A 14068-nucleotide genomic window follows, 5' to 3' on the forward strand; every position below is an offset into this window, starting at 1 on the left:
CAAAAGCAAGTTTTCTAGATAATGACTTTATTCCAACGTATGGAACAAATGACCAAAATACAACGTTTTCAGGAAAACGAATGAAGCGTGGTATGTATCGTTCTGCAAAAGGAATCGAAATCAACGCGGACGTAAATGCTGCGGCTAATATTTTACGAAAAGTAGTCCCGAATGCATGGACAAACGGGATAGAGGGGTTAGGCGTGAAACAACTCGCTAGTGTGTTAACTCCACTGACGTTAATCGTCCGTTAGGTCTAAACGTTAGAAACCCCCACTTCAAGCTTTGCTAAGTGGGGGAGTATTCATTACTCCATCACTTTCTAAAAAAAATTCCATTTCATATTTCCTAACTTTACATATAAAAAAGAGGCTCTTACTGAACCTCTTCACGCTGCTTTTGTATTTGCTCCGTTTTCTTCCCCATAGGTGCACGATTCACCACAATAATTCCCGTCGCTACACATGCCAAGCCAAACAATACGAAAGAATGAATCGCTTCACCTAAAATTAAGCTTGATAATATTACACCAAACACTGGAATGAAGAACATGTACATCGATACTTTTCCAACTTTGTTGTATTTCATCACTGTATTCCAAATACAAAATCCCGCTGCTGATAAGAAAGATAAGTATAGTAGCATCAGCAACGTTTGCATATGGAATGTAAATGGTGTGAACCCAACTTGTAAAATCCCAATGAATAATAAACCTAAAGAACCAATAATCATTTGATATGCAGTCATATAGCCTACATCCATTGTTTTACTGCCTTCTTTCGCCAAAATGTTACCGTATGAGTACAGCATTGCTGCACCTAATAATAACAATTCGCCAATACCAAAGTGAAAATCCATATCCCCCTTTGGAATATTTACAAGGACTACACCGCAAAACCCAATTGATACTCCAACAATTTTTCTCATATTTAATGAATCATCTTTATACAGAAAGTGTGCCAGCAGAATTTGAAAGAATGAAGATGTTCCAGAAATAATTGCTCCTTCAATCCCAGTGCTATAACTCATGCCAATATAAAAACAGATATATTGTAAAAACGTTTGAAACAAACCGATCTGAACAAGTTGCTTCGCTGTACCTTTTTGGAAAGATACATTTTTCCTCAATACTTTAAGAAAGAATAAGAGCATGAATCCCGCTATGAAAAATCGGTAACCTGCAAATAAAATTTGTTCACCTACTTCATGAGGTTGAATGTCTAACTGTACATAACTTAATTTAATAAATGGAAACGCACTGCCCCATAGAAACGTTGCACTTAATGCCGCTACAAATACGCCGAGCGGATGTGTAAAAAATCTTTCTGTCTTCACGTAATGTCTTCCTTTCCGTACTTTTTACGAACAATATTCATATATAACAAAGCAAACTCAAAAACACAAGTATTTTCACTTCAAATCAGTGAATAAAAAAATCTTTCTCTATTTGGAAACATATGTTACAATTTAGAATAATAATAAAGTGAATACTACACAGAATGTGTTTTCTAAGAAATGCTGCTATCCGTATGGATGGCAGCTTTCGTCGTTTTATAAGGGTTTCGATGATGATTATTTTTCTCAATGAAAGGAGTAAAAAGCTATGAATACACAAGTAAAAGTATTATCAAAACAAGCAACAACGCCAACTTCTCCATCCTGGTTGGAAACATTCCAAAAACATTATGAACTTATTTTTGCGATTACATCTGGAATTTTTATTTTGGCAGGTTGGTTATTAACAAAGAATGATATTACAACAGCTGCAACCATATTTTACGTATTAGCTTATGTAATTGGAGGTTATGCCAAAGCAAAAGAAGGGATTGAAGACACAATTGCAGAAAAAGAGCTGAATGTCGAAATGCTCATGATTTTTGCGGCTATCGGCTCAGCCATTATCGGCTACTGGACAGAAGGTGCCATATTAATTTTTATCTTCGCTTTAAGCGGAGCTATGGAAGCTTACACGCTGGATAAAAGTCAAAAAGAAATTTCAGCACTGCTCGACTTACAACCTGAAGAAGCACTGCGCATCTCTCGCGGAGTAGAAGAACGTATTTCAGTCCAGCAGCTGCATATTGGTGACATCATTTTAATTAAGCCAGGTGAACGTATTCCTGCTGACGGTGTAATTCACACTGGCGAAACAAATATTGATGAAGCTGCCATTTCAGGTGAACCAATTCCAAATGAAAAGAGACCAGGCGACGAAGTATTCGCGGGAACTGTTAACTTGCGCGGTGCCATTGAAGTAGAAATCACAAAACATAGCGATCAAACATTGTTCCAAAAAATTATTCGTCTCGTGCAAAATGCACAAAGTGAAAAATCTCCTTCACAACTTTTTATTGAAAAATTTGAAGGAACATATGTGAAAGGAGTACTTCTTGTTGTAGGGCTCATGATGTTTGTTCCTCACTATGCTCTTGACTGGAGCTGGAATGAAACATTTTACCGTGCAATGATTCTACTCGTTGTTGCTTCTCCCTGCGCGCTCGTTGCAGCCATTACACCAGCTACGTTATCGGCGATTTCAAACGGTGCAAGGCATGGCATCTTATTTAAAGGCGGTGTTCATTTAGAAAGACTCGCTTCATTAAAAGCCATTGCCTTCGATAAAACAGGTACATTAACACAAGGAAAACCAACAGTAACAGATGTATATACGCGTGATGGAGTATCTGAAAAAGAGTTATTGTACATTACAGCATCTATTGAAAGTCATTCTACACATCCTCTAGCAGAATCAATTGTTAAATATGCAAAACACGCATATGATATTACATTAACAAAACCAGAAAACGTAGAAGATGTAACCGGATTTGGCTTGAAAGGAATACTGCAAAACAAAGCTTATAAAATCGGGAAAGCTGATTTTATCGGTGCAGAAGCAACATTATTCCATAACGGCGTTTCAACACATTTAGAACAAGAAGGAAAAACTGTTGTATATATAGGCGATGAGAAAGGTATTCTTGGTATTATCGCCTTGAAAGATACACTACGCCAAGAAACAATTGCAGCAATTCACGAGCTTCAAGGCCTTGGTATCGAAGCGATTATGATTACAGGCGATAATGAACAAACGGCAAAAACCATCGCTGCTGAAAGTAATATTAAAGAGTATTATGCATCTTGCTTACCAGAAACAAAAGTGGAAGCAATAAAAGAATTGAAAAAGAAATATGGTACAGTGGCAATGGTCGGTGATGGCATTAATGATGCTCCTGCATTAGCCACAGCAAGTATTGGAGTTGCGATGGGAGAAGGAACTGATGTTGCTTTAGAAACTGCAGATGTTGTCTTGATGAAAAATGAACTTTCTCGCTTAGCACAAGCAATTCGCTTATCAAAACGAATGAATCGTATTGTAAAGCAAAACGTTACCTTTTCGTTGACAGTAATTATGCTGCTCATTTGTTCGAACTTCCTACAATTTTTAGCACTTCCATTAGGTGTCATCGGTCATGAAGGAAGTACCATTCTCGTTATTTTAAATGGGTTACGATTATTAAAAGCAAATAATTAAAAGGGTTCCAATATGGAACCCTTTTTTTAATGATAACCGTTATGTCCGTTTGCACTGCTGCTCGTTTTATGTTTTGGCTGTGAGCTGCTGTGTTGTTTACGTTGGTTTTTATCGTTTTTGCTATTGCCAGTTTTATTTTGGCCCATGAATAATCCCCCCTATTCCCTTTTAGTATGGAACAGAAGGTTACTTTTGATTACGGGAATTATTGTCACTCATTCGATAATAATTCAAGAGTGCGTTAATTTCTCCACCAAGCAAAATCACCCAGCCAGTTAAATAAAACCATAATATTAAAATAATAATAGCACCGAGACTACCGTATGTATTAGAATAATTTCCAAAGTGATCGACATAGAATGCAAATGAATACGATGCCACAATCCATCCGATTGTAGCAAATAATGCTCCTGTTATCACTTCTCTTCTATTTACATGACGATTTGGAGCAAATTTATACAAAAAGCAAAATAAACCAAATAATACGAGAAAACTTAATAGTAATCGAACAATACTCCAAACAAGCGAAAATTCATGAGATAAACCTAAAATTTTAAAAATTGCTGATCCAATTACTTGGCCAAATACAGGTAAAATTAAAGCAAAAACAATCATAAAAATCGTTGCTAATGTTAATACAACTGACAATGCTCTTGTTGCAATATATGAACGTGTTTCAGTAATATCATAAGCACGATTAAATGCCTTCATCACAGCATTTACACCATTCGAAGCAAAATATAACATTGCAAGTAAACCAAACGATAATAATCCGCCATTTTGTTCACTTACTATTGTATCTACATTTGTTTCAATTAAACTCAATACATCTTCAGGAGCATAATTCTGTAAAAAGCCTAATACATCTTCTGTCTGAATTGGAATATATCCAAGAAGAGTTATTAAAAAAACAAGTGCTGGAAACATAGAAAGCAAGAAGAAATAGGCAAGCTGTGCTGATAAGCCTGCCACATCATCTCGCATTGTTCGATCATATAAGTCTTTCCCAAATGTGAAAACATGATGAGTTCTTGCTTGTTGTAAAAATGTTCTCATCTTTTTTAAACGCTTTTCTTTTCTTCTTGATTTTGTTCTAGCTCAATAAACGCTTCTGACTTCTTCTCTTCTACAATAGATTCCTTCGTACCGCTATCTTCTGCTACAATCAGTTCTTCTTCCGTCTTTAGCTCTTCTGTTGGTACAACCGCTTGAATTTCAATTGTTTCTGGTTTCTCTTTCGCATTATTCTTCTTCTTGTTAAAAATATCTTTCGTCTCTTTTAATGTTTCAACAACAGCTGGCGTTAATTTTTTAATTTCTGCCACTTTTGCTTTTACAACATTAAAGTCAGCAATTTCGCGCCCTTTATCTGTAACTGTTTGCATCTTCTCTTTTAGCTTTGCATTTTCACCAATTTCAATCATTTTTGTTTTCGCTTTTCCTGCCGTATACTTCACTTTCTCACGATTTTCTTTCTTTAACATAGAAACCGCCACACCTGCTGCCACACCGATTGCAATGTTTCGTACAATATTTCCCTTCTTTTCCATATTCCTTCACCCTTTCATCTATTTTGTTAGAAAGTTATCTCACTCTAACGGACAATGAATCCTAAAGGTGATAGCCTTGAGGTACCTCCCCATAAGAGCTCGATTGGTTTAACTAACCATAAGTAGCGATGCTCACCAATGGAAGTTTCACATTATACTTTCTGAACTAACATCCTTATATTCCTTGCTCATTTCGAATGAACGCTAACAATTTTGCACATCCTTCTGTTACAAGGTCATATACTTCTTGAAAGTTCCCTGTAAAATATGGATCCGGAACATCTGTCCAGCCACCGTCTGGAACAAAATCGGATAGTCTGCCAATATAGCCGCCTGCTTTTCCTAAAGCCTTTAAGTCGTCTAAGTTTTTATTGTCCATTGCAATTATGTAATCAAACTTTGTTAAGTCTTCTTTTTCTACTTGACGTGCTTTAATTCCTTCAAAGGACACTTCATTTTCTGTTAAAATTTTTTGTGTGCCATGATGAGGCGGGTGACCGATATGCCAATCTCCGGTTCCAGCAGAATCAACAGTAATCGCTTGTTCTAATCCTTCTTTTTTTACAAGCTCACGAAAAATTGCTTCTGCCATCGGAGAACGACAAATGTTTCCTAAACAAACAAATAAAACTCGAACCATATTTGTTTCTTCCCTTCATGATGCATTTGTTATATTTAGTATAAACAATCAACAATTACTTATAAAGGAAATAGGTACTAATTTAATACGAGTTCAAACTTCCGTTAACGAAAATGATAAAAAATGTTAAGATAAGTCTATGTTACTTTAAAAGGGGGCACTTTCGTGGATTTATCTGTAAAAACACAAGAAAACGTTGAATATATGGTAGAAGCAATTAAAGAAAAATTACGCATGGTAAACGCCGGAGCAATGAGAGCTTCAAATTTCAATGAAGATATGTATGAAGATTTACGTGACATTTATGAACACGTTATGAAACGCGAAACATTTAGTATTAGTGAGATGCAAGCTATTACAGAAGAATTAGGCTCATTAATTAAAAAATAAAATAAAAAGGCAATGAGGAGCATCCTCATTGCCTTTTTTATCTCGCTATTCGCGGGCAGTAAGCCTCCCACTTATGGAAGTTTCACTTCATATCAGTCATTATCCTTGCATTTCCTTTTTAATTCTATCCGTTAAGTCTGCCATACGCTTACGGCTTTCTTCACGCTCACGTTTGTTTTGCTCTTCAATTTGTTTTGTTTCTTGAACACCTTTAGAGATAATGTTCCAAGTCTCTTCAAGAGTTTCCATCTTAATACTTGAAGAACCCGCCAATTTTGCTACTTCTACACTTTGCGTCGCGATATTTTGTGCATTTCTCTTCAATAGCTCGTTTGTGCGGCGATCAAGTTCTGCCATTGAATCAGCAACAAGCTTTTGACGTTTTGCATTTACGGCTTGAATAATACCATTTTTAAAAATAGGAATTGTCGTAATAAACGCTGTATTAATTTTCCCTATTAACTTGTTGTTACCACGTTGAATCATACGAATTTGCGGTGCTGTTAATAGTGCAACCATACGCGCTTTTTCTAAATCGTCAATGCGTTGCTCTAAAATCTCTACAGAGTTTTTTAATGATTCCAGCTCGATTCCTGCAAGTTGATCATTGTTACGAACGCGCTCTTCATACATTGGAACTAATTCTGTTTGCAGACGCTCAAGTAGCATTTCACCCGCAACAACGTATTTCTCTAAATCTAAATAGTATTTTAAGTTTTGATCATACAAACCATCTAACGTACCGATTGAACGCTTCATTTCATCTTGATATTTCGTGATTTCCACGTATACTTTATCCATTTCGCGTCCCATCGTTTGATACTTATTAAAGATTTGTTCAATCATTTGATTTCCTTTTTTAAATAAACGAGAGAAAAAACCGCCTTTTTCTTCAACGAAATCCTTACTGTCAAACTTGTCCATAATTTTCCCAAGCTGTTTTAATAGCTCACCGGAATCTTCTACCTTAGATAATGTCATCGTCTGTAAAATTTGATCAGCAAATCGAGAAATTTCTACAGATGGCTCTTTTCCTAGCTCAATTAATTCCAATTGATCTTTTATATCCACCGCATTATAGATGCGCTGTACTTCAGGATCTTGTCTTAACTGGAGACGAATATCTTGTGATGTTTGCTCGTTCAATTCTGTTGTTTTTGAATCTAATACAATCGGATTCATATATGGATCTTCCTTCCTTTATAAAAATGGACGAAATAGCCCTTTTAAAGTATTTGATAAATTTTTATAGGCCGATGGGCCGTGAAACTCTACATCAAAACTCACTTCTTCTAACCAATGTGAGTCAAAAGCTCCCGCTTCAATGTACTGCTCAATATCATTACGTCCTGTCGGATTAAAATGTAAAACATCTACACCAATGTGATTTAAAAAGAGCATTAATACCGCATCGGAACGCGTAAGCTCTCCACTTTTTTCGTTGTTAAATATGACTATTTTTGGTACTTCTTGCGAATAGTCGAATTTCTCAAGCTGTTCAAGTATGTTCGGCGGAATTTGTGAAAGCTGCGCAAACACATATAAAGCAGCATCTTGCTCTGTCTCTGTTCCCATTCTCTTGTAAAGCTTACTTTCACATGTATGAATAATCGCTTCAGCAATGCCGTATTGTAATCCTTCCGGTAAGCGTTTATGCGGCCACCAATGACTTTGAATGATTTTCTGTGCATGAAGCTTTCCAGAACGATCTAATGCATCGCGATAATGGAATTGAAAATTGGCTTTCTGTTCTTTCGTAAACGGAAATTGATTTATTAATATACTGTTTTCATACGATGTTAACATTTTCAATCTTTGAAAATATTCTTTCTCATTTTTAGAAACACCGGACACTTTTGCGAATAACGATGGAATATAAATATGTTGATTGTCTACAAAGAATGTTGGTCTTATAAATGCCTTCTCTTTCGTAAGGATAAACAGTTCATCATATGTTGTCTTTAATGTACGCGCAACTGGCGTATATGCTCGAAATTGCCACGGTTTATATAAGAGTGAATTATCATGATGAAGCACTTGCTCAATTTCTTTCGACGCTTGATATGCAACTGTTGCAACGCGCTCCCGCTTTTTATCTGGAAATGGTTCAAGTGAAATCCGGCTCGGATGCGAAATTACAAATGTTCGACTTTCTTCATCGACCTGTTCAAATCCATCTTTTCCTTCTGGATGATAATACAATACATCACATCCGAGCATAATAAGAAAGTATAAAAAGTAAATTTGACTTTCTGACGCATCACCATACCATATAATTTGGGGCATTTGTACTCTGTAATCCTTTTGTGAAAACCATTTTGAAACGTAATTTTCACTTAGCTTAATCATATCAATTAAAAAACGGCGGAAACCTTCTGTTTTTAACGATTGATTGTGCTGTTTTTCGTATAGCTTTAAAATTGAAATAAAAGTTGTATGTATGTAGTGTTGTATATCTGGATGGTCAACTTCAGGCAACAAACGTTTTCCCGACAAATGAGCAACGAGGCGATTTACAGTTAAGCCGCTTGGTGCTTGTTGATGTAATGAAAAAACTTCTTGAATATCACGAAGCTTCTCTGAAGGAATAACTTTATTTAAATTTTGTTCATGAAGCACAGTGATATTCTCATTTTGACTATAATCAAATAACTGGTTATAGTATCCATCCACATCATTCGGTACACCAAGAATGCGGCATCCGACATAGCTAAAATGTATATCATTCTCTGTCAATTCATAATGTGGACGCTTTGCTAAACCCATTTCAAATTGTTTAAATGCTTCTTCCCCGCCCAATAGCTGTGGATGAAATATAAAACGTGAAAACACACTCGTTCACCTCCAAACGAAACGTTTATAAAAAATGGGCGCCCATGTAAAGAGCAAGCCCATTTAGTCTATTAACCTATTAATCTTCTTTCTTAGAAGCTGCCACCTCTTCACGAGTTTGGCGAGATGTTTTCATATTATGCACAATAAATGTCGCCCCAAATGCAACAACTAAAATTGTAAAGAACATCCAATGCGGCATTTCAATATGGAATACAGAAAGGAACATTTTTACAGCAATAATTGCAATTAATATATATGCTGTCGTTTCAAGCTCTGGAATACGCTCTAGTAATCTTAAAAATACACCTGCAATACCACGCATCATTAAAATACCAAGCATTCCTCCAAGAAGCAAAATCCATACTTCATTTGAAACACCAAATGCCGCAAGAACGCTATCTACAGAGAACGCGATATCCATTAGTTCGACCATTACAACTGTTCCCCAGAACATGCCAAACATTCTAAATAGAATGCTATCTTGCTTCATACCATGAGCTTCTTCGTCTTCATTTTCTTTAGATTTATCAATGAAGTGTTTCAAAGAAAGCCATGCAAGGTAAAGGGCACCAAACACTTTTACCCACCATAATTTAATTAAGTACATACCAATTCCGATGGCAAGAAAACGAAATACATACGCACCAATAAGTCCGTAAAATAAAGCTTTTTTACGCTTTTCTGCTGGAAGGTGTTTTACCATAACCGCTAATACAAGTGCGTTATCAGCAGATAACAACCCTTCCAAAACAACAAGCGTACCAATTAATCCCCAAGATACTGGATCTGTTAATACTTTTACCCACATATCCCAATCAAAGAACTGGGCATACGTATCAAGGATTCCGTGTAAAATCTCCATATCGTTGTTGACTCCTATTCTCTTTGTAAATTTCTAAAAAGCGGAAAAGAAGGAAACGAAAGTCGCTTCCTTCTTACGCATCCAAGCCGTACGCTCTTACAAGCGCACCTAGTCCACCTTGGAAGCCGCTTCCGACAGCATTAAACTTCCACTGTCCATTATGACGGTATAATTCACAAAAGACAACTGCTGTTTCAATGGAGAAATCTTCCCCTAAATCATAGCGAATCACTTCTTCATTTGTTTCTTCGTTGGCTAAACGAACAAAAGCATTGGCAACTTGTCCAAAGTTTTGACGGCGTCCCTCTGCATCATAAATCGTTACTGTAATGGCAATACGATGTACATCAGCCGGTACTTTACTTAGATCAACAACTAATTGCTCATCATCACCGTCACCTTCTCCAGTTCGATTATCACCTGTATGTGTAACAGAACCACAAGGAGATTGTAAATTATTATAAAAGATAAAGTCTGTTTCCTTCGTACATTTACCATCTTGATTTAATAAGAAAGCCGATGCATCTAAATCATAATCAGATCCGCCGTCATATTGTTTAATATCCCAGCCAAGACCAATAATTGCTTTTGTAAGGCCTGGGCTTGTCTTACCTAAATCAATTTTTTGTCCTTTTTGTAACTGAATGACCATATCCATTCACCTCTATTTACATAGATTCTTTACTCTACGTCTAAACCAAAGTTTTTACATAAAGCAGCTAATCCACCTTGGAATCCACTTCCAATCGCATTAAACTTCCAATCGTTGTTATGGCGATATAATTCACCTACTACAACCGCTGTTTCAATTGAGAAGTCTTCACCTAAATCATAGCGAATTAGCTCTGTAGTCTTCTCTTCATCTAAAATGCGTACAAAGGAGTTAGATACTTGTCCAAAATTTTGACGACGACCTTCTCCATCATAAATTGTAATCGTAAAACAAATGCGTTCAATATGCGCAGGAACATTTTTCAAATCTACCTTAATTGTTTCATCGTCTCCTGCACCGTCTCCTGTACGGTTATCCCCTAAATGCTGTACAGAACCATTCGCTCCGATTGGATTGTTGTAGAAAACAAAATCTTCTCCTCCGCCAACTTTACCGTTTGCACCAACTAAGAAAATACTTACGTCTAAATCAAAATCAGCTTGTCCATCATATTTATTTGTATCCCAGCCAAGACCAACAATTACTTTTGAAAGACCTGGATTTGTTTTCGTTAAATCTACTTTTTGTCCTTTTTGTAATGAAATAGCTGCCATATATAGCGCCTCCTTAGAGATTATTGATAACGTGTTACAATTTCGCTTAAGTTTTTAGCTTGTGCTCCGTCTCCAATTGCAGAGAATTTCCATTCACTGTTATCACGATATATTTCACCAGTAATTAGCGTCGTCTTTCCGCCGTAGTTATCCGTTAAATTATAACGTATCAACTCTTCATGTGTTTGTGGATTTTGAATACGAATATACGCATTGCGAATCATTCCAAAGTCTTGACGACGATTCACACAATCATAAATATTTACAACAAATATTAAGCGGTTCACTCTAGATGGAACTTTTGAGAGTTCCACAAAGATCGTTTCATCATCGCCCGCTCCTTCACCTGTTAAATTATCACCTGAATGAACAATACTTCCGCAAGAAGATAATTTATTTCCAAAATAAATAAGGTCATGTTTATTTAAAAAGCGATCATTTTCAAGCATAATTACAGATGCATCACAGTCAATATTCGGCTTACTTCCAAACAATGAAGATAAAAATCCACCTGATTTTTCCATCGGATCCCAGCCTAAGCCAACTTGTAACTTTGTTAAACCAGGTTGTCCTTTCGTTAAGTCGATCTTCTGTCCTTTTTCTAAAATAATAGGCATGAAGTCTCTTCCTTTCTACAAATCACTTTCCACCTAGGAAAATATTGTATTCTTTCTTTATATTGTAGCATTTTTCATAGATTGAGAAAAAGAATAATTTCGTAATTATACGAAAACGTTTATTTGATTTCATCGTACTGATGTAAGAAGTGCGAGAATTCCTGCTTTACTAATAACACATATAAAATATAAGGCCCTCAACGCTTATATTTGAATTATTTTTTGCCCAATTCTAAATGTAACTCTGTTTGTACATAATGACTTTACAAAAGTTTACCTATTTCATCTAACTTAATGCTCATATTACTCATCTCTATGTAACACAAAAGTTATGAAACTATCTATTTTTTAGTATGAAGATACAAGTTTTACAGAATCGGCTTTCGCATACACACTCGTATACGCTTTGTTATCAGAAACCAGCTCATAATATGTTCCATTTGAAGTTTGAATCGTTCTTTTAATTGCAACCATAATATTACTGGATACTGAACTAGCTTGTTCATTAGCTAAATTTTTATATAATACAGATCCTTGTTGCAGCATCCCCAGTTGGTATTTATTTAAATCTTTTCCACCATTCATAGCATCGAGTCTATTCATAAGAGAACCAATTTGTTGTCCCCAATTCTCATCACTTGCATACATAACATTCATACCTTGTGATTTATCTCCCAAGTTCCCGCCATTATATGTCCAGCCCTTTGGATTTAAATAATTTTGATCAATATATGAAGCACAGAAATCAATACCTTCTTCCCATGTATTAAACGCCGTTGCACCGTTGTATGGATCAGAATCTACCGCTCTAAAACCAAATAAATTTTTCTTATCTTGCGCAATACGACTTTTTCCCCAACCAGATTCTAAAACGGCGTGTGATACTAAATATCCTGCATTTAAACTATATTTTTGTGCTGCATTAACGAAATATTGCCCAGTTCCAATAAGCGGGCTATCTGGACTATATTTTCTGAAGAAATCATTAATATCTTTCCCTGTATAAGTAGATGTAACGCGAAGCGGCATATATTCAAAATATTGATAACTATCTTGTCCACCAATTTGTGTTTTATCAAATGCCTCATAACGCTCACCTTCTTCTAAATGCTTCGGCGCATTACCAACTTGAGACGTCGTATACTTTTTCGAAGAAGCATTATATACGTAGTGATATAGCTTCCCATCTTTCACTGTATAGTATGATGTTGATTCATGAAGCATGTTTGGATATAAAGTTACATCGTCTATATTTACATATCCTGTGGTACCATCAATTTTTACATAAACACGATCCCCATCCACTTTTACAAACTTTAAGTCAGCTCCATCTCGTACATATGTTAACTTCTTACCAGTCGCGATATCATAAATATTAACTACACCATTTGCTCGTACAAAACCTTGTTTCATATTCACAACTTTACCATCGCTAACAATATAGCCATCTTCTTGCATTGTTTGTAACTCTTGTTCCGCTTCTTTCCCATTAGACTTTTGAACTTTTTTCGTTGCTGTGACCACTTCATAAGAAGATGCTTGTTTTAATTTTAAGAACTGTAAAGAAACATAGCCTTCTACACCATTCACTCGAATTTTTGCCCAACCATTTTCCTTGCTGAGTACTGAGACTGACTCACCGTTATGTAAGCGTGCTACAACTGAAGCACTCGTAGAAGGACCTTGGCGCACATTTAATAAAGATGCATTTACAGTTCCTCTTTCTTCTGTCACTTGTCCTTTATTTCCATCGTTAGCATCCGAACCCGTACTAATTTGTACAAATTCTAGTGAAACGTAACCTTCTTTTCCGTTGTATGCAATCTTCGCCCAGCCGTTTTCTTTTCCTAGTATCGTTACCTTCTCGCCTTGTTTTAAGTTTCCGAGAATGGTACTGCTTGTATTTGCTGCACTTCTTACTCGTAGGCTTGTTGCCGTTACTGTTCCTATCTCTTGAGTACCCGTTACGATATTTTCTGGTGGCTTTTCTGCTGGTTTTTCCGCTGGTTTTCCTTCTAATTTCACAAATTCTAGTGAAACGTAACCTTCTTTTCCGTTGTATGCAATCTTCGCCCAGCCGTTTTCTTTTCCTAATACTGTTATCTTTTCACCCTGTTTTAAGTTTCCGAGAATGGTACTGTTTGTATTTGCTGCGCTTCTTACTCGTAAATTTGTTGCCGTTACTGTTCCTGTCTCTTGAGTACCCGTTACGATATTTTCTGGTGGCTTTTCTGCTGGTTTCTCTTCTAATTTCACAAATTCTAGTGAAACGTAACCTTCTTTTCCGTTGTATGCAATCTTCGCCCAGCCGTTTTCTTTTCCTAATACTGTTATCTTTTCACCTTGTTTTAAGTTTCCGAGAATGGTACTGTTTGT

Annotated in this window: 13 protein-coding genes and 1 pseudogene; 3 read left to right on the forward strand and 11 right to left on the reverse strand. The window is 36.2% G+C overall.

The window, feature by feature from the left end:
- A pseudogene (locus CN326_RS22095) lies at positions 1–254 on the forward strand (RNA-guided endonuclease InsQ/TnpB family protein); the annotation flags it as partial.
- 121 nt (positions 255–375) lie between these two features.
- Here CN326_RS22095 and CN326_RS22100 read toward each other — a convergent pair.
- A complete protein-coding gene (locus CN326_RS22100; protein WP_098311121.1) occupies positions 376–1335 on the reverse strand; it encodes a DMT family transporter in 960 nt (319 codons plus the stop codon).
- A 268-nt stretch (positions 1336–1603) separates the two neighbouring features.
- Between CN326_RS22100 and CN326_RS22105 the strand changes: the two genes are divergently transcribed.
- Positions 1604–3532 carry a heavy metal translocating P-type ATPase gene (locus CN326_RS22105; protein WP_098311122.1) on the forward strand — a complete coding sequence of 643 codons (1929 nt, stop codon included), beginning with the start codon at positions 1604–1606 and terminating at the stop codon, positions 3530–3532.
- A 186-nt stretch (positions 3533–3718) separates the two neighbouring features.
- Here CN326_RS22105 and CN326_RS22110 read toward each other — a convergent pair whose 3' ends face one another.
- From CN326_RS22110 to CN326_RS22120, 3 genes are all read right to left on the reverse strand, one after another.
- Positions 3719–4588 carry a YihY/virulence factor BrkB family protein gene (locus CN326_RS22110; protein ID WP_098311123.1) on the reverse strand — a complete coding sequence of 290 codons (870 nt, stop codon included), beginning with the start codon at positions 4586–4588 and terminating at the stop codon, positions 3719–3721.
- A gap of 5 nt (positions 4589–4593) precedes the next feature.
- Positions 4594–5082, reverse strand: a complete 489-nt coding sequence (locus CN326_RS22115) for a DUF4075 domain-containing protein (protein WP_098311124.1) — start codon at positions 5080–5082, stop codon at positions 4594–4596.
- A gap of 175 nt (positions 5083–5257) precedes the next feature.
- Complete coding sequence (locus CN326_RS22120) at positions 5258–5722, reverse strand: low molecular weight protein-tyrosine-phosphatase (RefSeq protein WP_098311125.1); 465 nt, start codon at positions 5720–5722, stop codon at positions 5258–5260.
- A 165-nt stretch (positions 5723–5887) separates the two neighbouring features.
- Between CN326_RS22120 and CN326_RS22125 the strand changes: the two genes are divergently transcribed.
- A complete protein-coding gene (locus CN326_RS22125; RefSeq protein WP_098311126.1) occupies positions 5888–6112 on the forward strand; it encodes a DUF1128 domain-containing protein in 225 nt (74 codons plus the stop codon).
- 99 nt (positions 6113–6211) lie between these two features.
- On the opposite strand, the gene CN326_RS22130 is transcribed toward CN326_RS22125, so the two are convergent.
- The 7 genes from CN326_RS22130 to CN326_RS22160 all read right to left on the reverse strand — a co-directional run.
- Entirely contained in the window at positions 6212–7294 is a 1083-nt protein-coding gene (locus CN326_RS22130) for a toxic anion resistance protein (RefSeq protein ID WP_098311127.1), read from the reverse strand.
- An 18-nt stretch (positions 7295–7312) separates the two neighbouring features.
- Entirely contained in the window at positions 7313–8944 is a 1632-nt protein-coding gene (locus CN326_RS22135) for a YceG family protein (RefSeq protein WP_098311128.1), read from the reverse strand.
- A 79-nt stretch (positions 8945–9023) separates the two neighbouring features.
- Positions 9024–9809: a TerC family protein gene (locus CN326_RS22140; RefSeq protein WP_098311129.1), complete on the reverse strand. Its 786-nt coding sequence runs from the start codon at positions 9807–9809 to the stop codon at positions 9024–9026.
- 73 nt (positions 9810–9882) lie between these two features.
- Positions 9883–10461: a TerD family protein gene (locus CN326_RS22145; RefSeq protein ID WP_098311130.1), complete on the reverse strand. Its 579-nt coding sequence runs from the start codon at positions 10459–10461 to the stop codon at positions 9883–9885.
- A gap of 29 nt (positions 10462–10490) precedes the next feature.
- On the reverse strand, positions 10491–11075 hold the full coding sequence (locus CN326_RS22150; RefSeq protein ID WP_098311131.1) for a TerD family protein: 585 nt from the start codon (positions 11073–11075) through the stop codon (positions 10491–10493).
- A 20-nt stretch (positions 11076–11095) separates the two neighbouring features.
- Entirely contained in the window at positions 11096–11692 is a 597-nt protein-coding gene (locus tag CN326_RS22155) for a TerD family protein (protein ID WP_098311132.1), read from the reverse strand.
- 348 nt (positions 11693–12040) lie between these two features.
- On the reverse strand, positions 12041–14068 hold a 2028-nt coding region (locus CN326_RS22160), incomplete at its 5' end, for an SH3 domain-containing protein (protein WP_255258188.1).

The sequence above is a fragment of the Bacillus sp. AFS018417 genome (assembly GCF_002560985.1).
Taxonomy (GTDB): Bacteria; Bacillota; Bacilli; order Bacillales; family Bacillaceae_G; genus Bacillus_A; species Bacillus_A rhizoplanae.